Genomic DNA, 26601 nt, shown 5'->3' with positions numbered 1-26601 from the left:
ATTTGGTGGTCAGACTGGTGTGGTAACGGAGGGTAACTGGCTTTAATGTGTGGTTATTACATGCAGTTCAGACAGATTTTGGCCGAAATGGTAAATATGACAAGATGAGGTTTTGTAATTAAATTATTGAATTTAAATGATAATTTATATCATGGTAAATTTGCATAGCTGCTATGTCATGGTTTCGTCGCAATTGCAGATTGCTTGTGAACCGGCTTTGGATTATAAATAAAGGACAGGCATAGCAATGAGTGCGGTGCATGTTCTCATGAATGAAATACCGGAAACGAGTAAAATATTCCATGGATGAAACAGTTCAGAAGTCCTGCTGGGGTGTAACCCTTTGGGCAGTTATTGGATTGGCCGCTGTAATTTTGTTGACCTATTTGTTCTCCGTGTAATTACGGATATTCAAAAGAAATTTCAGAGCGTTCAGATCACCGGTGCTTACAAAGCCCGGTGATTTTTTATTGTGCTTCCGGTTTTGCTGGAACCTGCTTTTTCAAAGGGCGATATTTCAAACATTGTCGCTTTCTTGCTGTTTTTTGGTGCAATCCGCGCATGTTGCCACCATATTAAATGAGACACTTATCTGATCCGGTTTTACAGAACCGCATAACGGGTTATATAGAGCTTGAGATGAGGGAGTTTGCGGGCGGTGATTTGCCTGCGCTTTTTAGAGCGTGTGGCGCATAATTGTAGCTACAACGCTCGCTCTGGATTCTTTGCTTTGTCGCATATTCGCGGACGCTAAATGAGTCCATTTAACTGCGATATGCTCTGGATATGAAAGAACGGTATCTTCTATGTTCCTGTCAGTTTTTGATCTGTTTAAAATTGGCATCGGGCCGTCCAGCTCCCATACAATGGGGCCGATGACGGCAGGGCATCAGTTTCTGAAAGAGCTGAAAGACGGCGAGTGGCCACGTCCGCATAATGCGAAAGTGACGCGTATCAAAGCCTATCTGCATGGTTCGCTGGCTTTTACCGGTATCGGCCATGCGACGGATCGGGCGGTTATTCTCGGCCTTTGCGGTTTTTTGCCGGCCAATATTGATCCGGATAAAATGGACGATCTGCTGGCCAAAGTGAATGAAGAGCACAAAATTCGCCCGAGCGGTCATCCCGCCTATGATTTTGACCCCAAAGCCGATCTGGTAATGGATCGTAAAGTGGCTTTGCCGGGTCATGCCAATGGTCTGGCATTTGAAGCGCTGGATCGTGACGACCGTGTTTTGCTGCGCCGCGTTTATTATTCGATCGGCGGCGGCTTTATCGTTACCGAAGAAGAGCTGAATGCAACGCGTGTAAGCGGCGGCAAAAAACAGGTTGACGATAATGTGCCTTATCCTTTCTCCACAGCGAAAGAGATGCTGCAAATGTCGGCGGCAAGCGGCCTTTCCATTGCGGAAATGAAACGCGCCAATGAAGAAACCCGTATGAGCCGTGAAGAGCTGGATGCGGGACTGGATAAAATCTGGGATGCCATGCGCAGCTGTATTGAGCGCGGACTGACACAGGAAGGCATTATGCCGGGCGGACTGAAGGTGCGCCGCCGTGCCAAGCAGCTGCATGACCGGCTCAATGAAGAATGGCGCCAGAACCGTCATAATCCGCTGCTCGCTAATGACTGGCTGTCCGTCTATGCAATGGCGGTGAATGAGGAAAACGCTGCCGGTGGCCGCGTTGTTACCGCACCGACCAATGGTGCAGCTGGTGTTGTACCTGCCGTCATGCGCTATTACCTGCATTTCCATGATGATGCTGACCAGAAGGGCATTCGTGACTTTCTGCTGACCTCTTCAGCGGTTGGCGGTATTATCAAACATAATGCGTCGATTTCCGGCGCTGAGGTTGGCTGTCAGGGTGAGGTCGGCTCGGCTTCGGCTATGGCTGCTGCAGGGCTTGCCGCTGTGCTGGGCGGTACGCCGGAGCAGATTGAAAACGCAGCCGAGATTGCGCTGGAACATCATCTGGGCATGACCTGTGATCCGATTGCCGGACTGGTGCAGGTGCCTTGCATCGAGCGCAATGCGCTGGGTGCGGTGAAGGCTGTAACCGGTGCATCATTGGCCGTGAAGGGTGATGGTACGCATTTCGTGCCGCTGGATGCCTGTATCGAAACCATGCGCCAGACCGGCGTGGATATGAACGAGCGCTATAAGGAAACCAGTCTCGGCGGGCTTGCCGTGAATGTGGTTGAGTGCTGATTTCAGCTTTATAGAATATAAAAATTCCGCATGATGAATGCGGAGTTTTTTTATTTTTATCAATAAGATATTGTAATATTTTAATCTTTTGAAACAGGTTTATTCAGCCGTTCAGCAATGCGTGCTTTGTTGATAGCAATTGCCGCTTCATCCGGCTGCCAGTCAGCGCACCAGTGTTGCGGAATGCCTTCAATGAGATGTGCTGTTGACTGATAAGACGGCTGATAACCGCGGCGCAGCATTTCATCAATCAATGCCTGTTGCCGTTGCACGAGAAAGCCCAGACGCGGATAGAAAAATCGCACATGGCCTTTGCCCAAAGTATAGCTGCGCGGATTGCGCGGATCATCCGGCTTCTCTCCGCGCTCAATGGCTGCGCGGGCAAGGGTGAAAATCCGCGGCAGTTCCCGATATTCAGCTACCAGATGCGGGCCCGTCAGCTCCTGTGGTGGTATGCAATTGATACGGGTCATCAGAGCGCAGCGGCTTTACTGTTCAGTTTGGCTGCGAGAGCAACTGCACCGGTCAGAGCGTCGGCTTCTGGTGCGCGCAGGCGTGGCTGATAGCGGGCAGAGAGGCGCGGGCCATAAAGCGCGCCGAGACCGCCAATCAGAGACAAAACCGGCTGATCATCACTCATGGATACGTCGAGAGCTGCTTCAATCGTCTCGACCGAGTGTTTGAGGATTTTTTCTGCCAGCGGGTCATTTTGCGTAGCATATTCAAAAACCATTGGCGCAAAACGACCAAAATCATTCGGGCGTGCATCATGGGCAAAGCGCACAATCGCGTGCGGCTCATTGTCAAAATGATCAAGCAGCGCATTGCTGAGCGGTGTACGCTGATAAATACCGTCATAGGCCAGCAGGGATTCTTCCAGAAGTTTCTGGCCAAGGCGTGCACCGCCGCCCAGATCGCTGACTTTGAAACCCCAGCCACCTTTCATAGTAACAGTATGATTACGACGGGAAATATAGACAGAGCCGGTGCCGAGGATAACCACAACGCCGTCCTGATCGCCGATAGCGCCCTGTAACGCGATAATACCGTCGGAGACCACGCTGCTTCTGGCAAAGGGCAGGGCTTGCTGCAATTGTTCGGCAACGCCGGAAACATTGGCACCCGCCAATCCAAGACAGGCGGTAATGCGGCTATAGGATTTTACCGGCAATTCGGCAGCAAGCAGTGCAGCATCGGTAGCCGCAAGAATATTCACGACAGATATATCCATATCGGTCATGATATTGGCAGGTCCAGCCTGACCGGTACCCAAGACTTTACCTGTTGTATCTGCAATTGCTGCACGGCATCCGGTGCCGCCACCGTCTATGCCAAGAATATAATCCGCCACATTATGCTCCCGATTCTCTGCCCGTTTCTGATACGGGTTTTATTGCAGGTAACACAAATTGCCAATTCCGAGAATATTTTCATTTAAACCGTTTTAAATTATCCGCAAGGCCAGTTAATTGCCCGCCAAATGCTTTTGCGAGTCGCATCTCTCTGCTTTCACTCCGGTTACGTGAATTGGTATTCAAGGATGGTCTTTTATGATGATCCATATGGTCGAAAAAAATAGAACCAATATTGCTGTTTGAATAAGACGACTGCCCGAGAATGCAAGTAATGGTGATAAAATCTTTGCTTTTGCTGGACAGGAAAAGATATTTACGCATTACTCTATGCGAGGACAGACGGGAGAAGAGGTCTTAAGGGAGCTGTGAGTGCCGGACGGGGTATTTTGAGGAATATACCGCAACCTGCATCATAAAAATTCCCGAAGTTTTTCTTTCTGCAATCAATGGTTCTGTTCTGAGGCTGAGGGACATGATTTTTGTCCGTATGCCGGAATTGGCAGCTGATAATGAACAACCGGTGCAGCTTTTTGCAACGGTAAATCTGAAAGTGACTATCCGGAAAATCGGAAGTGCTCTGAGAACAGAAACAAACATATTTCAATGACGCCTCTGAATGAGTGCGCGCGGGGAGAGTAAAATGAACTTTAAAAACTTCAGTTCCGCTTTGCTGGCATCAAGTGTTCTTGGTGCTTCCGTATTGGGTGCTGTATCAGCCGCTTCGGCGCAGGATGTAACGCTGACTATTGAAAGCTGGCGTAATGATGATCTGCCGATCTGGCAGGAAAAGCTCATTCCGGCTTTTGAAGCAGCTAATCCGGGTATTAAAGTTACCTTCAATCCTTCTACACCAACCGAATATGATGCGGCGCTGGGTGCCAAGCTTGATGCCGGTACTGCCGGTGATATCATCACCTGCCGTCCGTTCGACAAGTCACTGGCGCTTTATGAAAAAGGTCAGCTGTCTTCGCTCAACGATCTCGATGGTATGAAGAATTTCAGCGATGTGGCAAAATCCGCATGGCAGACCGATGACGGCAAGACATCTTTCTGCGTGCCGGTTGCCTCGGTTATTCACGGTTTCATCTATAACAAAGATGCCTTTGAAAAAGTAGGCGTCAGCGTTCCTAAGACTGAAGAAGAATTCTTCGCAGCGCTCGACAAGATCAAAGCTGACGGCAATTATATTCCGATGGCTATGGGCACCAAAGATCTTTGGGAAGCCGCAACGATGGGCTATCAGAATATCGGCCCGACATATTGGAAGGGTGAGGAAGGCCGTAAGGCTCTGATCGCCGGTACACAGAAGCTGACCGATGCAGACTGGGTTGACCCTTATAAGACCCTTGCAAAATGGAAAGATTATCTGGGCGACGGTTTCGAAGCACAGACCTATCCGGACAGCCAGAACCTGTTCACCCTCGGCCGCGCCGCAATTTATCCGACCGGTTCATGGGAAATCAGCGTTTTCAACCCGCAGGTTGATTTCAAAATGGGCGCGTTTCCGCCTCCGGTTCGTAAAGACGGCGACACCTGCTATATCTCCGATCACAACGATCTGGGTATCGGCATGAATGCCAAGACAAAAAATCCGGAAGCGGCTGCCAAGTTCCTGAACTGGGTGGCATCGGATGAATTCGCAACCATTTATGCAAATGCGCTGCCGGGCTTCTTCAGCCTGTCTTCCAATGAAATCAAACTGGAAGACCCGCTGGCTGCGGAAATGGTTGGCTGGCGTAAGGATTGTAAGTCGACCATCCGTTCGACCTACCAGATCCTCTCACGCGGTACACCAAATCTGGAAAACGAAACCTGGATTGAATCCGCGAATGTTATCAATGGTACAGTGACACCTGAACAGGCCGGCGAAAAGCTGCAAAAAGGCCTCGACAGCTGGTACAAGCCTGCGAAATAACATGAATTAAAGCCATTCGCCGCAACCCGTGCCACTGTCTGATGAAGATGTGGTGCGGAGCAGGCGGGTGGCTTTTTGCCAGTTATTATTGTTACCTGTTTTTTATGCATGTTCCGGCACAAGACGAAAGTTGCTCTGCCGGAAATGCCCTGTTTGAAAGCTTACGACCGGTATGGCGCGAAATTCGACAAGCAAACCGCCTTTCCGCTGGCATATAGCGGTTTTTCTGGCACCGGCGGTGCTGGTTTATACGGCTATTATGATCCTGCCGCTTTTCGGAACCATGCAATTGTCGCTGTTCCGCGTTGAAAATCAGGAAAGCTTTTTTGTCGGTCTGGATAATTTCCGCACATTGCTCGGTGATGAGCGCTGGTCGGCGAGTTTCTGGAACGCGCTGGGCAATAATATGTGGTTCTTTATCATCCATATGGTGGTGCAGAACCCGATCGGTATTTTGCTTGCCGCATTGCTCAGCCATCCGAAATTGCGCTTTGCCGCTTTCTACCGCTCGGCGATTTTCATTCCGACCATTCTGTCCTTTGTGATTGTCGGCTTCGTGTGGAAGCTGATCCTGTCACCGCTTTGGGGCGTGGCGCCGAATATGCTGGATCTGGTTGGGCTGAAGAGCCTGTTCGCACCATGGCTCGGCCAGAAAGAATATGCGCTGACAGCCCTTGGCCTGATTTCGGTCTGGCAGTTTATCGGTATTCCGATGATGCTGATCTATGCGGCGCTGCTGTCTATTCCTGACGAGATTATTGAAGCTGCGGAATGCGACGGGATTACCGGCGCATCGCAGTTCTGGAAGATCAAACTGCCGCTGATCCTGCCATCCATCGGGATTATCTCCATTCTGACCTTTGTCGGCAATTTCAATGCGTTCGATCTGATCTATTCGGCGCAGGGTGCGCTGGCAGGGCCTAATTATTCCACCGATATTCTCGGCACATTCATGTTCCGCACCTTCTTCGGCTTCCAGCTTCAGGTTGGCGACAAGAATATGGGTGCAACGATCGCCTCGCTGATGTTCTTCATCATTCTGATCGGCGTCTGTGTCTATCTGTTCGGTATTCAGCGACGTCTGCGTCGCTACCAGTTCTGAGGATATTAATATGAGCCGCGCAACACAGTCTCCGGTACGCAGTATCGCCGCCCATGCGATCCTTATCCTCTATACGCTGATCGCCCTGTTTCCGGTGGTGATTATCATCATCAACTCCTTCAAGACCAAGGCGGCAATCTTTCGCTCGCCTTTGTCGCTGCCGAATTCGGAAACATTCAGTCTTATCGGCTATCAGACAGTCACATCACAGGGGAATTTCTTCCTCTATTTCCAAAACAGTATGATTGTCACCGTGGTGGCGATTGCGCTGGTGCTGATTTTCGGGGCAATGGCCGCCTTCGCACTGTCGGAATATCGCTTCCGCGGCAATACGCTGATGGGGCTATATCTGGCGCTGGGCATCATGATCCCGATCCGCCTCGGCACCGTTTCCATTCTGGAGCTGATGGTTGCCAGTGGTCTGGTGAATACGCTGACATCACTGATCCTTGTTTATACGGCACAGGGTTTGCCGCTGGCGATCTTCATCCTGTCTGAATTTATGGGGCAGGTGTCGAAAGATCTCAAAGATGCCGGCCGTATGGATGGTCTGAGTGAGTATCGCATTTTCTTCCGCCTCGTGCTGCCGCTGGTACGTCCGGCTATGGCAACAGTTGCGGTGTTTACGATGATCCCGATCTGGAATGATCTCTGGTTCCCGCTGATCCTTGCGCCGTCTGAGGAAACCAAAACCGTTACGCTGGGCGCACAGATGTTTATCGGGCAATATGTAACCAACTGGAATGCGGTTCTGGCCGCGCTGTCGCTGGCAATCCTGCCGGTACTGATCCTGTATTTCATATTCTCCCGTCAGTTAATTCGCGGCATTACCGCAGGAGCAGTCAAATGAGTGAAGTCGGGGCAAAAAAACTGCGCGTAATGGTCGCCGGTCTGGGGAATATGGGGCTTAGCCATGCGCTGGCCTATCATAAAAATCCGGGCTTCGAGATTGTCGGTCTGGTCAATCGCTCAAGCATCAATCTGCCTGAAGAGCTGCGCTCCTATCCGCTGCTGACCTCCTATGAAGAGGCTTTGCAGCAGTTGAAGCCTGATCTGGTTTGTGTTGCGACCTATTCGGACAGCCATGCGGATTATGCGATCATGGCAATGGAAGCAGGCAGTGACGTTTTCGTTGAAAAACCGCTGGCGACTACCGTAGCTGATGCTGAACGTGTGGTTGCAAAAGCCAAGGAAACAGGCCGCCAGCTGGTGATCGGCTATATTCTGCGCCATCATCCGTCATGGGTACGTCTGATTGAAGAGGCGCGCAATCTTGGCGGGCCTTATGTTTTCCGTATGAATTTGAACCAGCAGTCCAGCGGCGCCCATTGGCAGACCCATAAACAGCTGATGAAAACCACATCGCCGATTGTCGATTGCGGTGTACATTATCTGGATGTGATGTGCCAGATCACCGATGCCAAAGCTGTGGAAGTGCGCGGCATGGGCGTGCGGTTGAGCGATGAAGTTGCGGAAGGCATGTATAATTACGGCCATTTGCAGGTGCTGTTCGCGGATGGCTCGGTGGGCTGGTATGAAGCGGGCTGGGGGCCGATGATGTCGGAAACTGCATTCTTCGTGAAAGATGTGATCTCGCCGAAGGGCTGTGTTTCCATCGTGATGGAAGAAGGCGCGAGTTCTGCTGACATTAACACCCATACCAAGACATCGGTCATCCGTGTGCATCAGGCTGAAACGGATGCTGACGGCAAATTCAAAAAGCAGGATGAGCTTTTGTCCATGCAGGGTGAGCCGGATCATCAGGAACTGTGTGACCGCGAACAGGCTTTTATGCTCAAGGCAATCACAGAGAATATTGATCTGACCCGCCATATGGATGATGCAGTGCAGTCTTTGCGTATTTGTCTTGCGGCGGATGAAAGCGTGCGCAGCGGTCTGGCTGTGAAATTATAAAACAGCCTGCGATTTGCATTGCGTAGCTTTGGCCTTGAAAACATTCTGACAGGAAAACGACTTTGGGAACTCTGAAACTCAATAATATCCGTAAATCATATGGTCAGGTCGATATTATCAAAGGTATCGATCTGGATGTGCGGGACGGGGAACTGGTCGTTTTCGTCGGACCGTCTGGCTGCGGAAAATCCACACTGCTGCGTATTATTGCGGGGCTGGAGGATGCCAATTCCGGTGAAGTGCGTATTGACGATCAGGTGGTTAATCAGACGCCGCCTGCCAAGCGCGGTATTGCCATGGTGTTTCAGAGTTATGCGCTCTATCCGCACCTGACAGTTGAAGCCAATATGGGGCTGGGTCTTAAACAGGCTGGTAAACCGGCAGCTGAAATTAGTGAGCGGGTTACGCAGGCTTCCGGCATGCTTTCGCTTGAAAGCTATCTACAGCGCCGTCCGGCCGAACTTTCCGGTGGTCAGCGTCAGCGTGTGGCGATTGGCCGTGCACTGGTACGCGAGCCGAAACTGTTTCTGTTCGATGAGCCGCTTTCCAATCTTGATGCAGCATTACGTGTGAATACGCGTCTGGAAATCGCCAAGCTGCATCGCCAGCTGTCTGCAACCATGATTTATGTGACTCATGATCAGGTGGAAGCGATGACACTGGCTGATCGGATTGTTGTGCTGAATGCCGGTAAGATTGAGCAGGTCGGTGCGCCGATGGATCTCTATAATGCACCGGATAATGAATTTGTTGCGGGCTTTATCGGTTCACCGAAGATGAATTTCGTCGATGCTGCTGCGCTGAATGACGGTCAGGCAAAGCGCATCGGCATCCGGCCGGAACATATTACGCTGGATGGTAATTCAGGTCAGTGGAAAGGCTCTGTTGTTCATGTTGAGCAACTTGGTGCTGATACCAATGTCTATCTGGATACCGAAACTGCAGGGCTGCTGACAGTGCGTATTTTCGGCCAGTATCGCGTGGAACCGGGAACTGTCATTTATGCGACGCCGGAGAGTGATAAAATTCACCGTTTTGACGGCGAGGGGCGTGCGATCCGCTAAGTGCTGCGATTCTTGAAATAACAGCAAAATCCTTGCGGATTTTCCGGTTGCACTTCTGCATTGCCCAATATTACGGGCAATTATGGATGTAATTATCAGCTTTAAAGCGTGTTTATTGAAGTGTGAAACTTTAAAACATGCTTTTCGCGATATGAATTTGACCTTACGTCCAAAATTAACCAACATGCTGCCGTATTTGCCGTTATCCTGCGGCACATCTTGAATCAGGAAAATTGAACCATGTTGAAAAAGATTGCTATTGCCGCAACCGCAGCGACCTTTCTGGCCGGTTGTACAACAGATCCTTATACAGGCGAACAGAAGATCTCCAACACCGCCGGCGGTGCAGGTATTGGTGCTGCTGTCGGCGCGCTGGGCGGTCTGATGGTCGGCGGCTCGAGCACTGCGCAGCGTAATGCTGTTCTGATCGGTGCCGGTCTTGGTGCGCTGGGTGGCGGTGCAATCGGTAACTATATGGATCGTCAGGAAAATGAGCTGCGCGCGCAGCTGCAGGGAACCGGCGTTTCGGTTACCCGTAACGGTGATCGCATCATTCTGAACATGCCTTCCAGCATTACCTTTAACACCGATCAGGATGTTGTAATGCCGCAATTCTATTCGACACTGTCTTCAGTGGCGATTGTTCTACGCAAATTCGACAAGACACTGGTTGATATTAAAGGTCATACGGATTCAACCGGTTCTGCTTCACATAACCAGAACCTGTCGCAGCGCCGCGCTATGTCCGTTGGTAATTATCTGAGCGGTCAGGGCATCGATGGCCGTCGTTTTGCGATTATGGGCTTCGGCTCAACCCAGCCGGTTGCTTCCAATGCAACACCGGATGGCCGTGCGCAGAACCGTCGCGTGGAAATCGAGATTTCTCCGCTCAAAGGCGTGTAAGGCTTTTAAAGCTGTTTCAAAGAGCCGCTCCGGTCATGCCGGGGCGGTTTTTTATTGCCTGCTGGAAGAGGGCTAAGTCTGTGCCGGTACGACAATATGATCGAATCGACGTTTGGCTAAATTCGTTCCCGTCTTGTTTTAATTTTCGAAATCTTTTTTAGCGTTGCATTATTTATAAATTAGAACATCAGAAGAACAAAATGTTATATTGATTTAAAATCAATGACTTAATCCTATTGCAGATTGAGAACAAATAGGATACATATTATCCATAAAGTTTCATTCTGCGGACTTCAAGTGACGCAAAGGGATAGTGTAAAATGTCTCAGAATTCATTACGACTTGTTGAGGATAAATCAGTGGACAAATCAAAGGCTCTGGACGCGGCACTGTCACAGATTGAGCGCTCATTCGGTAAGGGCTCGATCATGCGCCTTGGCCAGAATGACAAGGTAGTGGAAATTGAAACTGTCCCGACCGGTTCGCTGTCTCTAGATATTGCGCTGGGCGTCGGTGGTTTGCCTAAAGGGCGTATTGTTGAAATTTACGGGCCTGAAAGCTCGGGTAAAACAACAATGGCGCTGCATACAATTGCTGAGGCGCAGAAAAAAGGCGGCATCTGTGCCTTCGTGGATGCGGAACATGCACTTGATCCGGTCTATGCCCGCAAGCTCGGCGTTGATCTTGAAAACCTGCTGATCTCGCAGCCGGATACCGGTGAGCAGGCACTGGAAATCACGGATACGCTTGTGCGTTCCGGTGCGATTGACGTGCTGGTTGTCGACTCCGTTGCGGCTCTGACACCGCGTGCGGAAATTGAAGGTGAGATGGGCGATTCCCTGCCGGGTCTTCAGGCACGCCTGATGAGTCAGGCTCTGCGTAAGCTGACCGCTTCGATTTCCAAGTCCAATACGATGGTTATCTTCATCAACCAGATCCGTATGAAGATCGGTGTGATGTTCGGTTCGCCTGAAACTACCACCGGTGGTAATGCGCTGAAGTTCTATGCTTCGGTTCGTCTGGATATCCGTCGTATTGGTTCGATCAAAGAGCGCGATGAAATCGTAGGTAACCAGACCCGCGTTAAGGTTGTTAAGAACAAGCTGGCTCCTCCGTTCAAGCAGGTTGAGTTCGATATCATGTATGGTGCGGGTGTCTCCAAGACCGGTGAGCTGATCGATCTTGGTGTAAAGGCCGGTATTGTTGAGAAATCCGGTTCATGGTTCTCCTATAATTCGCAGCGCCTTGGTCAGGGGCGCGACAATGCGAAAAACTTCCTGAAGGAAAATCCGGAAGTGGCTAATGAGATCGAGCTGACTTTGCGTCAGAATGCCGGTCTGATTGCCGAGCAGATGCTCGACAATGGCGGCGGTGCAGATGATGCACCGGATGCCGCTGAAGCGTAATTGATTGCGCTCAGATCATTGATAAGATCGCAATACCCCGCATTACATGCCGTGATGCGGGGTATTTTGTTGCTGCGGCACTTCAATGCATGCAGATATATGGGCGGATATCTGGACACTGCATGATCATCTGTTTAAAAGCAGGCAGTAACAATAACGGATATGGTTACATGCTGAAGGCGATCGGGTAATTATCTGGCCGGATCAAGCTGTTGCGCAAACCGGATCCCATACTTATTTGAGATATGACAGGCCGTGTTACTACGGTTTAAATCGGGCAGAACCCAAAGGTGAATAATGAGCGGCGTTAACGAGATCAGGTCAACATTCCTCGATTATTTTCGTAAGAATGGCCATGAAGCGGTGGCGTCGAGCCCGCTTGTGCCACGCAATGACCCGACTTTGATGTTCACCAATGCCGGTATGGTTCAGTTCAAGAACGTCTTTACCGGTCTTGAAACGCGCCCTTACAGCCGTGCTGCAACTGCGCAGAAATGCGTGCGCGCCGGTGGTAAGCATAATGATCTGGATAATGTCGGCTATACTGCACGCCACCACACATTCTTTGAAATGCTGGGGAATTTCTCCTTCGGCGATTATTTCAAAGAAGAGGCAATTACCTTTGCATGGAATTTGCTCACCAAAGAATTTGGTCTGAACAAAGATAAGCTGCTTGTTACCGTTTATCATACGGATGACGATGCTGCGAATTACTGGAAGAAGATCGCCGGTCTGTCGGATGATCGTATCATTCGTATCGCAACCAATGACAATTTCTGGTCGATGGGTGATACCGGCCCTTGCGGCCCTTGCTCGGAAATCTTCTTCGATCACGGCGACCATATCTGGGGTGGCCCTCCGGGATCAGCTGATGAAGACGGTGACCGTTTCATCGAGATCTGGAATCTCGTTTTCATGCAGTTCGAGCAGATTACAAAAGAAGAGCGCATTGACCTGCCGCGTCCGTCGATCGACACAGGTATGGGGCTGGAGCGTGTTGCTGCCGTCTTGCAGGGCGTGCACGACAATTATGATATTGATCTGTTCAAAGCACTGATCCGTGCTTCGGAAGAAGCAACCGGCGTGAAAGCTGAAGGCGGACAGCGTGCCAGCCATCGCGTGATCGCGGATCATCTGCGTTCTGCCAGCTTCCTGATTGCCGATGGTGTTTTGCCGTCCAATGAAGGTCGTGGTTATGTGCTGCGCCGTATCATGCGTCGCGCCATGCGTCATGCACAGTTGCTTGGTGCACGCGATCCGCTGATGTACCGTTTGCTGCCGACACTGGTTCGCGAAATGGGACAGGCTTATCCGGAGCTGGTGCGTGCAGAAGCTCTGATTTCTGAAACGCTGAAGCTTGAAGAAACCCGTTTCCGTAAAACACTGGAACGCGGCCTTGGTCTCTTAAGCGATGCAACAGAGAATATGAGTGAAGGTCAGAGCCTTGATGGTGAGACTGCGTTCAAACTCTATGACACTTATGGTTTCCCGCTTGACCTGACGCAGGATGCACTGCGCCAACGCGGCATTACTGTTGATACCGATGGTTTCAGCGCTGCTATGGAACGCCAGAAGGCTGAAGCCCGTGCCAATTGGTCAGGCTCCGGTGATGCGGCAACGGAAAAAGTCTGGTACTCTGTACGCGATAAAGTCGGCGCGACAGAGTTCCTCGGTTACGATACCGAGAAGGCTGAGGGCGTTGTAACCGCTCTGGTTCGTGATGGTCAGATCATCGATAAAGCAGCACAGGGTGAAACTGTCAGCATTATCGTCAACCAGACACCATTCTATGCGGAATCCGGTGGTCAGCAGGGTGATGCCGGTTTCATCTATGGCGATGGTTTTGTCATTGAAGTGACCGATACGGTGAAAAAAGCTGACGGCGTTTTTGTCCATCAGGCAACAATCCGTGAGGGTAAGCTCGCAACCGGTGATGCCGTTGAGCTGGTGGTTGAACATGACCGCCGCAGCCGTATGCGCTCCAATCACTCGGCAACCCATCTGCTGCACGAAGCTCTGCGCGAAACGCTTGGCGATCACGTGGCGCAGAAGGGTTCTCTCGTTGCTCCTGAACGTCTGCGTTTTGACTTCTCACATCCGAAACCGATCAGCGAAGAAGAGCTGCGTAAGGTTGAGAGCATTGCCAATGAGATCATTCTGCAGAACTCACCGGTAACTACCCGCCTGATGGCAGTGGATGATGCGATTGAAGCCGGTGCTATGGCGTTATTCGGCGAGAAATACGGCGACGAAGTGCGCGTGGTTTCCATGGGTACTGCGACACAGGGCGATAAAGCCGGTAAAACCTATTCTCTGGAACTGTGCGGTGGTACGCATGTCCGTCAGACCGGTGATATTGGTCTGGTACGCATCGTATCGGAAGGCGCGGTTGCAGCCGGTGTTCGCCGTATGGAAGCGCTGACCGGTGAGGCTGCGCGTCTTTATCTGGAAGAACAGGATGACCGTGTTAAAGCGATTGCATCTGCTCTGAAGACCACGCCGTCGGAAGCGCTTGATCGCGTGAACAGTCTGATTGATGAACGCCGTAAGCTGGAAAAAGAGCTGACGGAAGCGCGTAAGAAACTGGCTCTCAGCGGCGGTTCTTCCAAATCGGATAATGAAGCGAAGACCATTAATGGCGTTCAGTTCATGGGGCGCAGTGTGACCGGTGTTGCACCGAAAGACCTGAAGCCATTGGCGGATGAAGGTAAAAAGGCACTTGGCTCCGGCATTGTTGCTTTCATCGGTGTAAGCGAAGACGGTAAGGCCAGTGCAGTTGTTGCTGTAACGGATGATCTGACATCCCGCTTTAGTGCCGTTGATCTGGTGCGTGTTGCGTCGGCAGCGCTTGGCGGTCAGGGCGGCGGCGGCCGTGCAGATATGGCGCAGGCTGGTGGTCCTGATGGCAGCAAGGCTGATGAAGCACTGGCTGCCCTTGCTAAAGCCATTGAAGGCTGAACTTTGATAAAATGCTGAGATAAGAAAGCCGCCGGAATTTTCCGGCGGCTTTTTGTTTATAAAAGATATGCAAGATGCCGGAGGTGGTATCTTCATCACGAATTTGGGTTGAGGAAACGGGCGGAGAACTATGAGTAAAGTTGTTCTGATTACAGGTGCAAGCCGTGGTATCGGTCGGGCGGCAGCAATTTTATGCGGTGAAAGAGGCTGGTCAGTCGGGATTAATTATGCCGGAAATCACGAAGCTGCAGAGCTGACTGCCGAGGATGTGCGCAAAGCAGGCGGACAAGCGACCACCTTACAGGGCGATGTCGCTGTTGAAGCCGATGTCATTGCCATGTATGACGAGGCTGAAAAGCAGTTTGGTCAGCTGGATGGCGTTGTGGTCAATGCCGGTATTGTTGCGCCGTCACAGCAATTGGCTGATATGAGTGCGGAACGGCTGAAACGCATGTTCGACGTAAATGTGCTGGGTGCTTATCTCTGCGCGCGTGAAAGTGCACGACGCCTGTCTGTTGAACGGGGCGGCAAGGGCGGTTCGATTGTTCTGGTGTCATCCGTTGCTTCGCGGATTGGCTCTCCGTTTGAATATATTGACTATGCCGGTTCAAAAGCTGCCGTGGATACATTGGCGCTCGGTCTGTCGAAAGAACTCGGCGCTCAAAAGGTGCGCGTCAATGCTGTGCGCCCGGGTTTGGTGAATACGGATATTCATGCCAGCGGCGGGCAGCCGGACAGAGCACACAGGCTGGGAGTGAATACGCCACTGGGGCGGCCGGGGGAGGCTGTTGAAATTGCCGAAGCAATTGTCTGGCTGCTGAGTGATGCTTCATCTTATACATCCGGTGCGCTGCTGGATGTATCCGGTGGTCGCTGAAGCATAATGCCCAAAACCGTGCTGATTTAAGCAGAGGCGAAAATGTGAGGCGCGGCAGCATTGCAGCGGAAATCTGAGTCAAAATAAAAGGCGCTGTGTTTGATGCACGACGCCTTTACAATTTTAGAGCATATTACCTTAAACTTGGATCAGTTCAAGGCAACATTATGCTCTGATTTTAAAGTGTTAAAGCGAGTTTTGTGTGCCAAGTCCGGCACATGGCGCTCTACTGAAATTTATTTGCTGTAGATGAAGTCCGGCAGGTTCAGCAGCAGTTTTTTCAATTCCGGTTCATCAACGCGCGCTGCAGCTTCTTCAGGGCTGACCCATTCACTGATACGCTGACCGCGCTCCGGCCAGTTCTTCGCCATGCGTTCAAATTCAACGGCATAGACATTAACGGTAAAGCTTGGAATGGCTTCGGCTGGCAGATCATATTTCATATAATCAAACTGACCAACAGGATCAGGATTAACAGAGCCGCGAATGCCCGCTTCCTCAAAAGCCTCACGCAATGCCATGTCATGCAATGTCTTGCCGGCTTTCGGCCAGCCTTTTGGTGTAATCCAGCGACCGGTGCCGCGACTTGTAATCAACAGAATTTCAGGAGAGGGGCCGGGATTTCGATAGACCAATGCCGCAACCTGCAGAAGGCGTCCTGCAGCTGTTAAAATCCGTTTATCTGTCGCGACAATTCCGCTTCCCTGTATATTCACTGAGTTTACTTACCTTTTTATATATTTTGTTGGCCATTTTGAATATATGGCATTTATTCATATACTTATTCTGAGATGCATATTGTTTATGCAAATCATTATCCTCATCAATATGGTTTTAAATTGTCTGAGGTGTGATCGTCTTAAGAATAAGGCGAATTATATTTGTTAAGTTCCGGCGCTTTATCTGTCAGGATATCATGTTGACCACCCATTCCGGTCAGTATGATCTGGCAGCGCTTATTTTTTGTAGTTTATGCAGATAAAAATTTAGCACAGCTGCCGGTTTTATCAGTTGCTCGGAGCCGGCATTGCAGTGTCGCCATCAGAAAAATCTGACGGCGACACAAATCATTTAACCACGATGGCCTTTGGCAATCGGTTCCTGATAGGTGAAACCCATATCCCAAGGGAAATAAATCCATGTGTCCTGCGAGACTTCGGTGACGAATGTATCAATCAGCGGGCGTCCCTGCGGCTTGGCATAAACAGTCGCAAAATGTGCTTTTGGCATCATATCGCGTACAATTTTTGCGGTCTTGCCGGTGTCGGTGAGGTCATCAATGACCAGAACGCCTTCGCCGCCATTTTCCAGCAGTTTTTCACCGATGGATTTGATAACGCGCAATTCACCCTGTTCACTGTAATCATGATAGGAGGCAATGCAGACGGTTTCGATCATGCGGATGCCAAGCTCACGGCAGATAATGGCTGCCGGTACCAGACCACCGCGGGTGATGGCGACAATTGCGTGCCAGTCTTTACCCTGTCCGGAAATACGCCATGCGAGTGCGCGGGCATCGCGATGAAATTGGTCCCAGGAAACCGGGAAAGCTTTATCAGGCAAGGACATCGAAATGCTCCGTTTATAAAATAGTCTGACAGATCCGCCGTCTCAGATGAAAGTTGCGGTGGCTCTGTACTGTTGTTTCGTTTCAGTATGATTCAAACCGGCAGAGAGTTTGAAAACAGTAAAATATCCGCCGGGAACCGGATTCATTACATCCGCTTCTTATCAGAAATAATGACGGTATTCCGGCAGAGTACAAGACCCTAAATTCGGCACATCATTGCAGATTTACCGTTTTCAGGTGATTTACCGTGATAAACGAAAAAACGCTTTTCTGGCAATATTAACTTTGCCACAACCGCAGATAAATCTGCAGTTGTGTATGATTTTCACTTGTTTTCGTTTTCTTTCGTTTCTCGTGCCGGATATAGAGTACTTCTGCGCTGGAGCATGTCGCGGAAAAGTGGGTACCGGTTTTCCGATAGTGACATGCGTAAAAACAAAGAGATAGAGCGAGCGCAGTGAATGCAATTCAACGCAACACGCTCTAGAGCGGTTTACGTCCATGCTGGTCGCAATACTCGCTCTAGATTCTTTAGTTTGTCGCATTATCCTACGCAAAACCGCTTCGCACTTTTGCCGGAAATGCTCTGGAAACAAGGATCAGCGTGAAAACAGTGTCAGACAGGGCATATTCGCCAAAAATGAGCGTGTGACACCGCCAAAGATCAGCTCTTTCAGGCGCGACTGGCTGTAGGCCCCCATAATCAGCACATCAATTTCATTGGCTTCGACATAGGCACGCAGGCGATCCTGAACGGTTTGCCCTTCGGAAGGGATCAGATCAATTCTGGCTGAGATATCGTGGCGCTGATAGGCCTGCTGCAATCTGACCGCGATTTCCGGTGCTTCGCGCGGCGCGTCAGGGTCGCGTTGCGGGGCAGGGATAACCGTTGTTGCCGCTTCTTCACTCTCGGGCTTTGGTGCATTGACCCAGACAATGCGCACGGTTGCGCAATGGCGTGCCAGCGGCAAAGCATCGAAAGCAGCGCTGGACGCTTCATATTTTCCGTTAAAAGCGATAGCGAGCTGACGGATGCTGCGGGGCGGATGGAAATTATACGGCACGATAAGTGTCGGGGTTTTGGTATTATATACGAGCTGATCCAGAGGGGTGATCTGTGTGTCCGGATCATCCGGATCGGCCTGTCCGGCCAGGATGAGATCTGCAGCCATGCCGAATTCATTGATGGTCTGGCTCGCATTGTCGCTTTCGGAGCGGACGATCAGGAATTCAGACGTTGTGGCATAGCGGGCAATTTGTTCCTGAAAGAGGTGGGCAACAGCCTCGGCATTTTTCTGATGATGCCGAAGATGCCCTTCATAAAAACTGGCATCTATAAAGCCGCTTGCATCAGAATAAATAACCGGTGTCGGAATAACATAGAGGCCGGTTACATGCATGGGCTCCCCGTCTTGCGCGAGCAGCGCAAGAGCCCTGTATATTCTCTGCAATTCCTGTGTGCTGCGGATATAGGCGATGACGGTACGATAGGACATGGATAACACTCCGTATTCGTTACGCGTGAAAGCTGCGCAAATTCAGATGACTTTATTTCTCGGCACCAATCCCCCTTTTATAGCGGGGGGATCAGTCATAATCTGCTGTCCGTTTCCTCAATAATGCCTGACGTGTATTATAACGTATTTTATGGCGGTGATAAACGCAAATGCTTGCAATTATTGCTGAATATCTGCCAGCATTTTTTCAACGGCTGCGGCTGCTGCGGCGAGTTTTTCCTCGTCGCGTGCACGCACAACCAGCTCTGTTGAAAACTTGCCGTTCTCGAATTTAGGATAAGAGCCGATGATTGTTTCAGGATGGGTTTCCTGAACTTCACGCAGAGGAATGCCGATCACGCCCTCGCCAAACGGGCAGATAATTGTGCGGGAATGAAAGCGGCTGCCGGTACGCAAAGTCGGCAGAATATTCTCGACCATTGCCTGAAAAACGGAAGGCACACCGGCCATCACATAGACATTGGCAATAATGAAACCGGGGGCAACAGAAACCGAATTGTCAATATGCTGTGCGCCTTGCGGCATACGCGCCATGCGCTGCCGCGACGGTGTGAATTCCATGTCTCTGGATTTATAATGCGCAGCCAGCAATGCCATGGCTTTTTCATCATAAATACAAGGCAGGCTGAAAGCGGCAGATACGGCATCCGCAGTGATATCGTCATGGGTCGGGCCGATACCGCCGGACGTAAACAGATAGTCATATGCTTCGCTCAGCTCAAGCACGGCCTTAACAATGGCCGGTTGATCGTCGGCGACAATACGAACTTCGGTCAGGTCGATACCAGCATCATAAAGGCGGTCGGCCATATAGCCGATATTTTTATCTTTGGTACGGCCGGAGAGCAGTTCGTCGCCGATTGCCAGCATTGCCGCACGGATAATCACGGGTTGTTTATTCGTCATGGGAGACTCCATTCACAACCAGAACATGACCGGACTGGGCACCGATCGTCAAGTGATCCTGATGTGCTGATTTGCGATCCGCATTGTTTCATAAAGCGGAAGCATTGCTGTGCTAACGGCCGGTTATTGTCCTGAATGTTGAACAGTGCGTCCTGTAAGTCGCGACTGGTGCATTTCAATTTCTGTATTAAATAGGATGCATGGATATCAATGTGGTTGTCGGTTTTGTCTCAGAACAGCATCGGCAGACCTGATTAAAACGGAGAATTTTCGAATATGGCTAAGGTTCTGGTACTTTATTATTCCGCTTATGGTCACATGGAACAGATGGCAAAAGCCGCTGCAGAAGGTGCGCGCGAAGCCGGTGCTCAGGTGGATATTAAGCGCGTTGCAGAACTGGTGCCTGCTGAAGTTGCCAAGGCTTCCGGCTTCAAACTGGATCAGGAAGCAGAAATTGCAACACCTGCAGATCTCGAAAATTACGATGCGATCATCGTTGGCGTTTCTTCGCGCTTCGGCACCATGTCTTCACAGATGAAAAACTTCTTTGACCAGACCGGTGGTCTGTGGGCCAAAGGCGCATTGGTGAATAAAATCGGTTCCGTTATGGCTTCGTCTGCAACACAGCATGGCGGTCAGGAACTGGCGCTGATCTCCACCCAGTGGCAGCTGCAGCATCACGGTATGATCATTGTTCCGCTGTCCTATGCCTATCAGGGTCAGCTCGGTAATGATGTTGTTCGCGGTGGTGCACCTTATGGTATGACAACCACAGCCGATGGTGACGGCTCCCGTCAGCCTTCCGAGCAGGAGCTCGAAGGTGCACGTTTCCAGGGCAAGCGCGTTGCAGAAATCGCCGCTAAAGTTCACGGCTGATTTATAGAGCAGGGCAGGAATACCCTCGCGGATAATCTGAAAAAGCGGCTCCGGCCGCTTTTTTTATTGTGCGCTCACGGCCGGAAACTTGCATGAAAAATGACCGGCAAACAGGTGAATCCTGGCCTGTCAGCGACAGAATCCCTTAGCAGTCTGCAGATTCGCAATGCCGGCATTTCGTGCCTTGGATTGTGTAAAATTGGGAACCACTTGGTGCTACAGAGGGCAAAATGCCGGTTTTCAGGGGTTATTTCTGTGTTTAACCCTGCTTTTGCGGGGTCGAAAAGGAAAACTCTGCTTGGTTCAGCTGTTTCTTTGAATAAACTTCGCCAATCCGGCTGAGTCGTAACCAGCGGAAAAAAACACGAAAGGAATTACCTCATGAACAAGAATGAACTGGTTGCTGCCGTTGCAGAAAAATCAGGTCTCACCAAGACCGATGCTGCTTCAGCCGTTGACGCTGTGCTTGAATCCGTCACCGGTGCATTGAAGGACGGCGGCGAAGTTCGTCTGCCAGGTTTTGGTATTTTCTCCGTCTCCCATCGCGCAGCTTCCACAGGCCGTAATCCTTCGACCGGCAAGGAAGTTGAAATTGCTGCGCGCAACGTACCAAAATTCTCGGCTGGTAAAGGCCTGAAAGACGCTGTTAACAGCTAATCAGTCTGTGACGAGGGCAGGGGAAATTCAGATTATTCCTGCTCTGCCAGAGATCTGCGGAAACGGCATTGCTGTGATTTTTAACAAGAGCAGCAAGTGCCGGTAATTTCCGGCCGATCTGAATTGATATAAAAAAGCCGCGAAGACTGTCTGGTCTCTGCGGCTTTTATTTTATGCAGGAATATATGTGGCCCGAATTTTGAGCGGCGCTTGTTATTTATTGCTTGGCGGATTGTTGCCGATATCCATGATGATCGAGCCGCTGATTTTCACTCTTGTCTTGCCGACCATAAAGCTGCCGTCCGGATTGCTCTGAAGATAGGTTTCATCCGGTTCTGCCTGCGGGGGTGTCACAATGGGTTTGGCAGGTTTAACACCGGGCAGGGAGTAGACAGGTTCAGGAGCTTCCTGCGTTGCCTTTACCGGTGCGCGCATGTCCTGAGCCGTGGCGGGCAAGGTCAGCAGCAGGGCTGCCCCTGTCATGAATGCGGATAATGTTGCCGTTTGTCGTTTTCTCATGGGAAAGCATTGTCCGTTTGTAACTGGCTGAGATGAATTTAGGCATAATAGCTGTCTTCATAATCAGCAATGAATCATGGCATAATATAGTGCAGGAAAACAATTCCCGTAGTGCACAACCGCCGGATCGCGCCGGCGGAATGGTTAAAATTCATAACAATTTCGTGAGTAATGCCGGAAGATGCGCGGCCGATAATATAAGGTGTAAAAATCCGGTTTTTAGTCTAAGCTTCAAAGAATTGATGTGAAAACGGCAAAAATTATATTGATCGGAGATAAATTTACCGTTTGCAGACAAAATCTTGCGCCGAAATTGGGCAAATCCTGACATTTCTGATCCGCATTTTCCTTCTTGTGAATGCGTTGAGCCGGAAACGGGTTTACCAACCGGCCTGATATGCGCCGGTAATTTCGTTGCCGGACAATGCTGATGACCATAGCGTGACCAAGCATGAGTTGACAATTTTCAGCTTAACGTACAGTTATCGCACCCTATTTAATAAAAACGTGTGTCCAGCCATGCCGATTGGACATTCTTCGTTCTGTATCCATTCTGCGGCAGGAGTGCCACATAAGATGATTAAGCGTTTCATCATCGCGATTATATTGCTTGTTCTGGTATGCGGAGGGCTGATCGGGTTTAACCTGTTCCGTGCGCAGGCCATTAAGGACTTCTTTGCAAATATGAAGCAGCCGTCACAGGCCGTTTCAACCCTTGAGGTCAAACCGGGCCAGTGGCTGCCCGGCGTTGAAGCAATCGGTTCCGCCCGTGCTGAAGACGGTGTCAATCTGACTTTCCAGATCGACGGTATTGTCAAAGAAATCCTCTTCAAGCCTAACCAGCACGTCAAAAAAGGCGATCTTCTGGTGCAGCTGGATGATGAAATCCAGAAAGCTGATCTCGTAGCAAGCAAGGCTGAAGCCGAGCTGAGCGAGCAGAATTACAAGCGTGCGCAGACATTGCGCACACAGGGCGTCGGCGCTGTATCCAATGTTGATACAACTGCTGCGGCTTTGTCTTCCGCAAAGGCAAATGTTGCCAAGGCACAGGCAACAGTTGATCTGAAACGCCTTATTGCACCTTTCTCCGGTGTGATCGGTATTTCCCGCGTGGATATCGGCCAGTTCATGGCACCCGGTAATGTTGTGGCAACATTGCAGAATGTTGACACGATGCGTGTGGACTTCACCGTACCGGAGCAGGAACTGAAGAACCTGTCGATCGGTCAGGAAGTTCAGATCGGTGAATCCGCTGCAGATTACGCTTTCAAAGGCAAAATCATCGGTATTGACCCGAAAATCGACCCTGCAAGCCGTCTGGTTTCCATTCAGGCACAGGTTGATAATTCTGAAAAATCACTGGTACCGGGTCAGTTCGTACAGGTTCGTGTTGTTCTGCCAGAAGAAAACAATGTGATTGTTTTGCCGCTGACCAGTGTCGTGACCAGCCTTTATGGTGACTATGTTTTCACTGTGGTGAAAAAAGAAGCTGCGAAAACCGATACCGCTCAGGCAGCAGATGCACCAAAGACAGATGCAGCAGCAACAGCTGATGATTTGGTTCTGCATCAGGTGTTTGTGAAGCTTGGCCGCCGTACCGGTAATAATGTTGAAGTTCTGAGCGGCGTCAAGGAAGGCGATATTGTCGTGACTTCCGGCCAGAACCGCCTGAGCAACGGGATGGGTGCGCATATTGACAATAAGGTCAATCCTGCTGATGCCCAGAAGAAACCATAAGGTCGAGAGATGAGCTTTTCTGATAGTTTTATACGCAGGCCGGTTCTTTCGATTGTTGTTGCGCTGATGATTATCCTGCTTGGTTTGCAGGGAATTTTCAATCTGTCAGTGCGGCAGTATCCGGAAGTGGACGAAACGGTTATTACCGTTACGACCGCCTATGCCGGTGCCAGCGCGGAGCTCATTCAGGGCTTCATCACCGCGCCTATTGCGAAAGCAGTGGCGACGACTGAAAATGTTGACTATGTGACTTCCAAAAGTAGCCAGTCACTCAGCACTGTTACGGTTCAGATGAAGCTCGGGGCTAATCCCGATGCGGCGCTGACAGAGGTTATCTCCAAGGTCAATCAGGTTCGCGGCGATCTGCCGAGTGAATCGGAAGATCCGGTCATCTCCAAAGGTACCGGTCAGTCCTTTGCGACCATGTATCTGGCCGTTCAGAACCCGAATATGACCAATGAGCAGATTACGGAATATATTGACCGCGTGATCCGTCCGCGCATGTCCACCATTGAAGGTGTGGCTGATGCGCAGATCCTCGGTGGTCAGGAATATTCCATGCGCGTATGGGTTGATCCTATCCGTATGGCTGCCCGTAATGTGACAGCTTCGGAAGTGCTGGCTGCGATTAAAGCATCCAACTTCCTGTCGGCACCGGGTAAAACAAAGAACGAATATTTCGCAACTGCGATTACCCTGCGTTCCACTTTGCAGACGCCTGAGGCTTTTGCGGAGATGCCGATCCGTGCGGAAGGTTCCGATATTATCCGTATGCGCGATGTTGCCAATGTTGAACTGGCAGCAAAGAGCACGGATACTGTTGTGACTTTCAACGGCTCCAGCGGTACATTTATCGGTGTGTTCCCGACGCCTTCGGCTAACCCGATTGACATGGCAACAGCCGTGAACAAGGAACTGCCGAGCATTCAGGACAGCCTGCCGCAGGGCATGAACATCATTCTGGTTTATGATGCGACCGAGCAGATTTCTTCTTCGATTGTTGAGGTTTTCAAAACAATTGCAGAAGCGATGATTATCGTTGTTATTGTGATCCTGCTGTTCCTTGGTTCGTTCCGTTCGGTTCTGATCCCGATTGTTACCATTCCGATCTCGCTGATCGGTGTGTGTTTCTTCCTGTTCATTCTCGGATTCTCGATCAATCTTCTGTCCTTGCTGGCGATGGTTCTTGCCATCGGTCTGGTGGTGGATGACGCGATTGTGGTGCTTGAGAATATTCACCGCCATATTGAAGAAGGTCTGACACCGATCCATGCATCCTTTGTGGGCATGAAGGAAATCACATCTTCCATCGTGGCGATGACGATTACACTGGCTGCGGTGTTTGCACCGCTCGGCTTTACCGGTGGTCTGACCGGTTCGCTGTTCCGTGAATTTGCGTTCACACTTGCCGGTGCGGTTATTCTGTCCGGTGTGGCGGCGCTGACCATCTCTCCGATGATGTGTTCGCGCATGCTGAAACATGGTGAAGCCAGCCGCTTTGCCCAGTTTGTAGACCGTTTGTTCACCCGTTTTGAAAACGGCTATGAACGCTGGGTTTCCGGTTCTCTGAACTATCGTCCGATCACCATGCTGGTCGTTGTGTCTCTGGTTGGTGTTATGGGCTTCCTGTTCGTGAACACCTCATCGGAACTGGCTCCTGAAGAAGATTCCGGTGCGCTGTTCTCGATGTTCAGCGGCCCTAAATATGCGACATCAGACTATACCAAGCTTTATGCAGACCAGATCGATGAACTGACAAAAGATCTGCCTGAACTGAAAGCCCGTTTTAACATTGTCGGTTTCGGCAGTGCGACAAATGAAGGTATTGCTCTGTGGGCATTGAAAGACTGGTCGCAGCGTGACCGTTCGCAGAAGCAGATTCAGGAAGACCTGACCAAGCGTATTAAAGATGTGACCGGCGTACAGGCCTTCATCTTTGCTCCGCCGTCGCTGCCGGGTACCGGTGGTGGTCTGCCGATTTCGATCGCTATCCAGTCGACAGGTTCGTCGGATCAGGTTTTCGAAATTTCTGAGGAAATCAAGAATGAAGCGCAGGCTTCGGGACAGTTCATCATTGTTCAGAACTCCCTGTCGTTCAATTCTCCGCAGACAACGATTGAAGTTGACCGTGAACGTGCATCCGCAATGGGTGTGACTGTCAGCGAAATCGGTGCGACCCTCGGTCTGATGACCGGTGGTGGTAAGGTTGCTCAGTTCGACCGTGATAATAACAGCTATGATATTATCATGCAGGTGCCGGATGAGTATCGCCGCAATCCGTCCAAGCTCGGTGAATTCTATGTTCGCAGTGCTTCGGGTGAGATGGTGCCGCTGTCTGCCGTGGTGAAGATTGTAAATCAGGCTTCCCCGACTGCAATTGAACAGTTCAACCAGCTGAACTCCTCAACAATTTCGGCTCTGCCTCTGCCAGGTGTTACAACCGGTGACGGTCTGAAAACGATCCTTGATATTGCCAATGCCAAGCTGCCTGAAGGCTTCTTCATTGACTATTCGGGGCAGTCGCGTCTGGAAATCGAGCAGGGTAATACAATCCTGATCGCCTTCTCGCTGGCTGTTGTTGTGATTTATCTGGTGTTGGCTGCACAGTTCGAAAGCTTCCGCGATCCGTTCATCATTATGATGACCGTTCCGCTGTCGATTTTCGGTGCGATCGTGCCGCTGAACCTTGGTCTCGGTACGCTGAATATCTATACGCAGGTTGGTCTGATTACCCTTGTGGGGCTGATTACCAAGCATGGTATTCTGATGGTGGAATTCGCCAATCAGCAGCGCCATGAACATGGACTGAGCCGTCACGATGCGATTATCGCTTCGGCTAAAACCCGTCTGCGTCCGATCCTGATGACAACTGCAGCTATGGCGCTCGGCGTTGTGCCGCTGATGATGGCAACCGGTGCCGGTGCGGCAGCGCGTTACTCCATGGGTCTGGTGATCTTCACCGGTCTGATGGTCGGTACAATGTTCACCCTTTTTGTGGTGCCGATGTTCTACACGCTGATCTCTGCGAAGACCGTTAAACCTCTGGTTTCGGTTCCTACAGAGGAAGAGCTGAAGGCGGAAGTGCAGTCTGCCCATCACTAAGGTGGTTCTGTAA

The 26601-nt window shown here is 50.6% G+C and carries 21 protein-coding genes; 14 read left to right on the top strand and 7 right to left on the bottom strand.

Annotated features, from left to right (window positions below):
* The first annotated feature begins 806 nt into the window (after positions 1–806).
* Positions 807–2210, top strand: a complete 1404-nt coding sequence (locus tag KHQ09_RS10170) for an L-serine ammonia-lyase (protein ID WP_022711927.1) — start codon at positions 807–809, stop codon at positions 2208–2210.
* An 80-nt stretch (positions 2211–2290) separates the two neighbouring features.
* Here the strand turns inward: KHQ09_RS10170 and KHQ09_RS10165 are convergent, their stop codons facing one another.
* Both KHQ09_RS10165 and KHQ09_RS10160 read right to left on the bottom strand, forming a co-directional pair.
* A complete protein-coding gene (locus KHQ09_RS10165; RefSeq protein WP_151159099.1) occupies positions 2291–2683 on the bottom strand; it encodes a pyrimidine dimer DNA glycosylase/endonuclease V in 393 nt (130 codons plus the stop codon).
* On the bottom strand, positions 2683–3561 hold the full coding sequence (locus tag KHQ09_RS10160) for a glucosamine kinase nucleotide-binding domain-containing protein (protein ID WP_213598075.1): 879 nt from the start codon (positions 3559–3561) through the stop codon (positions 2683–2685). The genes KHQ09_RS10165 and KHQ09_RS10160 overlap by 1 nt, the downstream gene beginning before the upstream one ends.
* Positions 3562–4205: 644 nt before the next feature.
* Here KHQ09_RS10160 and KHQ09_RS10155 point away from each other — a divergent pair.
* The 9 genes from KHQ09_RS10155 to KHQ09_RS10115 all read left to right on the top strand — a co-directional run bounded on the left by KHQ09_RS10155 (position 4206) and on the right by KHQ09_RS10115 (position 15704).
* Positions 4206–5480 carry an ABC transporter substrate-binding protein gene (locus KHQ09_RS10155; RefSeq protein ID WP_121993202.1) on the top strand — a complete coding sequence of 425 codons (1275 nt, stop codon included), beginning with the start codon at positions 4206–4208 and terminating at the stop codon, positions 5478–5480.
* 172 nt (positions 5481–5652) lie between these two features.
* Positions 5653–6582 (top strand): carbohydrate ABC transporter permease, encoded by a 930-nt coding sequence (locus tag KHQ09_RS10150; protein ID WP_022711922.1) that lies wholly within the window; start codon positions 5653–5655, stop codon positions 6580–6582.
* A gap of 10 nt (positions 6583–6592) precedes the next feature.
* A complete protein-coding gene (locus KHQ09_RS10145) occupies positions 6593–7432 on the top strand; it encodes a carbohydrate ABC transporter permease (RefSeq protein WP_022711921.1) in 840 nt (279 codons plus the stop codon).
* Positions 7429–8496: a Gfo/Idh/MocA family protein gene (locus KHQ09_RS10140; RefSeq protein WP_213598073.1), complete on the top strand. Its 1068-nt coding sequence runs from the start codon at positions 7429–7431 to the stop codon at positions 8494–8496. The genes KHQ09_RS10145 and KHQ09_RS10140 overlap by 4 nt, the downstream gene beginning before the upstream one ends.
* 62 nt (positions 8497–8558) lie before the next feature.
* The gene (locus tag KHQ09_RS10135; RefSeq protein WP_213598072.1) at positions 8559–9560 is read left to right on the top strand and encodes an ABC transporter ATP-binding protein; all 1002 of its coding nucleotides are present in this window, start codon (positions 8559–8561) and stop codon (positions 9558–9560) included.
* Positions 9561–9800: 240 nt separating this feature from the next.
* Complete coding sequence (locus KHQ09_RS10130; protein WP_075654967.1) at positions 9801–10463, top strand: YiaD family glycine zipper/OmpA-like lipoprotein; 663 nt, start codon at positions 9801–9803, stop codon at positions 10461–10463.
* 320 nt (positions 10464–10783) lie between these two features.
* Positions 10784–11869 carry a recombinase RecA gene (gene recA / locus KHQ09_RS10125; RefSeq protein WP_213598070.1) on the top strand — a complete coding sequence of 362 codons (1086 nt, stop codon included), beginning with the start codon at positions 10784–10786 and terminating at the stop codon, positions 11867–11869.
* 297 nt (positions 11870–12166) lie between these two features.
* Positions 12167–14827, top strand: a complete 2661-nt coding sequence (gene alaS / locus KHQ09_RS10120) for an alanine--tRNA ligase (protein ID WP_213598068.1) — start codon at positions 12167–12169, stop codon at positions 14825–14827.
* A gap of 130 nt (positions 14828–14957) precedes the next feature.
* On the top strand, positions 14958–15704 hold the full coding sequence (locus KHQ09_RS10115; protein WP_213598066.1) for an SDR family oxidoreductase: 747 nt from the start codon (positions 14958–14960) through the stop codon (positions 15702–15704).
* Positions 15705–15940: 236 nt separating this feature from the next.
* On the opposite strand, the gene KHQ09_RS10110 is transcribed toward KHQ09_RS10115, so the two are convergent.
* The 4 genes from KHQ09_RS10110 to KHQ09_RS10095 form a co-directional block, all read right to left on the bottom strand.
* Positions 15941–16420: an NUDIX hydrolase gene (locus KHQ09_RS10110; protein ID WP_022711914.1), complete on the bottom strand. Its 480-nt coding sequence runs from the start codon at positions 16418–16420 to the stop codon at positions 15941–15943.
* 355 nt (positions 16421–16775) lie between these two features.
* On the bottom strand, positions 16776–17273 hold the full coding sequence (gene gpt / locus KHQ09_RS10105; protein WP_022711913.1) for a xanthine phosphoribosyltransferase: 498 nt from the start codon (positions 17271–17273) through the stop codon (positions 16776–16778).
* Between the two features lie 600 nt (positions 17274–17873).
* Positions 17874–18770 carry a universal stress protein gene (locus KHQ09_RS10100; protein WP_213630831.1) on the bottom strand — a complete coding sequence of 299 codons (897 nt, stop codon included), beginning with the start codon at positions 18768–18770 and terminating at the stop codon, positions 17874–17876.
* A gap of 180 nt (positions 18771–18950) precedes the next feature.
* The gene (locus tag KHQ09_RS10095; RefSeq protein WP_238481612.1) at positions 18951–19697 is read right to left on the bottom strand and encodes a competence/damage-inducible protein A; all 747 of its coding nucleotides are present in this window, start codon (positions 19695–19697) and stop codon (positions 18951–18953) included.
* A 276-nt stretch (positions 19698–19973) separates the two neighbouring features.
* On the opposite strand from KHQ09_RS10095, the gene wrbA reads away from it, so the two are divergent.
* Both wrbA and KHQ09_RS10085 read left to right on the top strand, forming a co-directional pair.
* Complete coding sequence (gene wrbA, locus KHQ09_RS10090) at positions 19974–20573, top strand: NAD(P)H:quinone oxidoreductase type IV (RefSeq protein WP_213598062.1); 600 nt, start codon at positions 19974–19976, stop codon at positions 20571–20573.
* A 381-nt stretch (positions 20574–20954) separates the two neighbouring features.
* Entirely contained in the window at positions 20955–21230 is a 276-nt protein-coding gene (locus KHQ09_RS10085; protein ID WP_022711909.1) for an HU family DNA-binding protein, read from the top strand.
* A 213-nt stretch (positions 21231–21443) separates the two neighbouring features.
* Here KHQ09_RS10085 and KHQ09_RS10080 read toward each other — a convergent pair whose 3' ends face one another.
* Positions 21444–21749 (bottom strand): hypothetical protein, encoded by a 306-nt coding sequence (locus tag KHQ09_RS10080; protein WP_238481611.1) that lies wholly within the window; start codon positions 21747–21749, stop codon positions 21444–21446.
* Between the two features lie 576 nt (positions 21750–22325).
* Here KHQ09_RS10080 and KHQ09_RS10075 point away from each other — a divergent pair.
* Positions 22326–23486, top strand: coding sequence for an efflux RND transporter periplasmic adaptor subunit (locus tag KHQ09_RS10075; RefSeq protein ID WP_213598060.1), 1161 nt, complete (start codon positions 22326–22328; stop codon positions 23484–23486).
* A gap of 9 nt (positions 23487–23495) precedes the next feature.
* Positions 23496–26588: an efflux RND transporter permease subunit gene (locus KHQ09_RS10070; protein ID WP_213598058.1), complete on the top strand. Its 3093-nt coding sequence runs from the start codon at positions 23496–23498 to the stop codon at positions 26586–26588.
* Positions 26589–26601: the final 13 nt, after the last annotated feature.

Source organism: Pseudochrobactrum algeriensis (genome assembly GCF_018436245.1).
GTDB lineage: Bacteria > Pseudomonadota > Alphaproteobacteria > Rhizobiales > Rhizobiaceae > Pseudochrobactrum > Pseudochrobactrum saccharolyticum.
The sequence above is the reverse complement of the archived record's forward strand: the minus strand, read 5'-3'. Positions and strand labels throughout refer to the sequence as shown.

What these genes read in the sequence shown, in the direction of transcription:
- KHQ09_RS10170 (WP_022711927.1), top strand. Translation starts at nt 807, where the DNA reads ATGTTCCTGTCAGTTTTTGATCTGTTTAAAATTGGCATCGGGCCGTCC.
- KHQ09_RS10165 (WP_151159099.1), bottom strand. Translation starts at nt 2,683, where the DNA reads ATGACCCGTATCAATTGCATACCACCACAGGAGCTGACGGGCCCGCAT.
- KHQ09_RS10155 (WP_121993202.1), top strand. Translation starts at nt 4,206, where the DNA reads ATGAACTTTAAAAACTTCAGTTCCGCTTTGCTGGCATCAAGTGTTCTT.
- KHQ09_RS10150 (WP_022711922.1), top strand. Translation starts at nt 5,653, where the DNA reads ATGGCGCGAAATTCGACAAGCAAACCGCCTTTCCGCTGGCATATAGCG.
- KHQ09_RS10145 (WP_022711921.1), top strand. Translation starts at nt 6,593, where the DNA reads ATGAGCCGCGCAACACAGTCTCCGGTACGCAGTATCGCCGCCCATGCG.
- KHQ09_RS10140 (WP_213598073.1), top strand. Translation starts at nt 7,429, where the DNA reads ATGAGTGAAGTCGGGGCAAAAAAACTGCGCGTAATGGTCGCCGGTCTG.
- KHQ09_RS10130 (WP_075654967.1), top strand. Translation starts at nt 9,801, where the DNA reads ATGTTGAAAAAGATTGCTATTGCCGCAACCGCAGCGACCTTTCTGGCC.
- recA (WP_213598070.1), top strand. Translation starts at nt 10,784, where the DNA reads ATGTCTCAGAATTCATTACGACTTGTTGAGGATAAATCAGTGGACAAA.
- alaS (WP_213598068.1), top strand. Translation starts at nt 12,167, where the DNA reads ATGAGCGGCGTTAACGAGATCAGGTCAACATTCCTCGATTATTTTCGT.
- KHQ09_RS10115 (WP_213598066.1), top strand. Translation starts at nt 14,958, where the DNA reads ATGAGTAAAGTTGTTCTGATTACAGGTGCAAGCCGTGGTATCGGTCGG.
- gpt (WP_022711913.1), bottom strand. Translation starts at nt 17,273, where the DNA reads ATGTCCTTGCCTGATAAAGCTTTCCCGGTTTCCTGGGACCAATTTCAT.
- KHQ09_RS10100 (WP_213630831.1), bottom strand. Translation starts at nt 18,770, where the DNA reads ATGTCCTATCGTACCGTCATCGCCTATATCCGCAGCACACAGGAATTG.
- KHQ09_RS10095 (WP_238481612.1), bottom strand. Translation starts at nt 19,697, where the DNA reads ATGACGAATAAACAACCCGTGATTATCCGTGCGGCAATGCTGGCAATC.
- wrbA (WP_213598062.1), top strand. Translation starts at nt 19,974, where the DNA reads ATGGCTAAGGTTCTGGTACTTTATTATTCCGCTTATGGTCACATGGAA.
- KHQ09_RS10085 (WP_022711909.1), top strand. Translation starts at nt 20,955, where the DNA reads ATGAACAAGAATGAACTGGTTGCTGCCGTTGCAGAAAAATCAGGTCTC.
- KHQ09_RS10080 (WP_238481611.1), bottom strand. Translation starts at nt 21,749, where the DNA reads ATGAGAAAACGACAAACGGCAACATTATCCGCATTCATGACAGGGGCA.
- KHQ09_RS10075 (WP_213598060.1), top strand. Translation starts at nt 22,326, where the DNA reads ATGATTAAGCGTTTCATCATCGCGATTATATTGCTTGTTCTGGTATGC.
- KHQ09_RS10070 (WP_213598058.1), top strand. Translation starts at nt 23,496, where the DNA reads ATGAGCTTTTCTGATAGTTTTATACGCAGGCCGGTTCTTTCGATTGTT.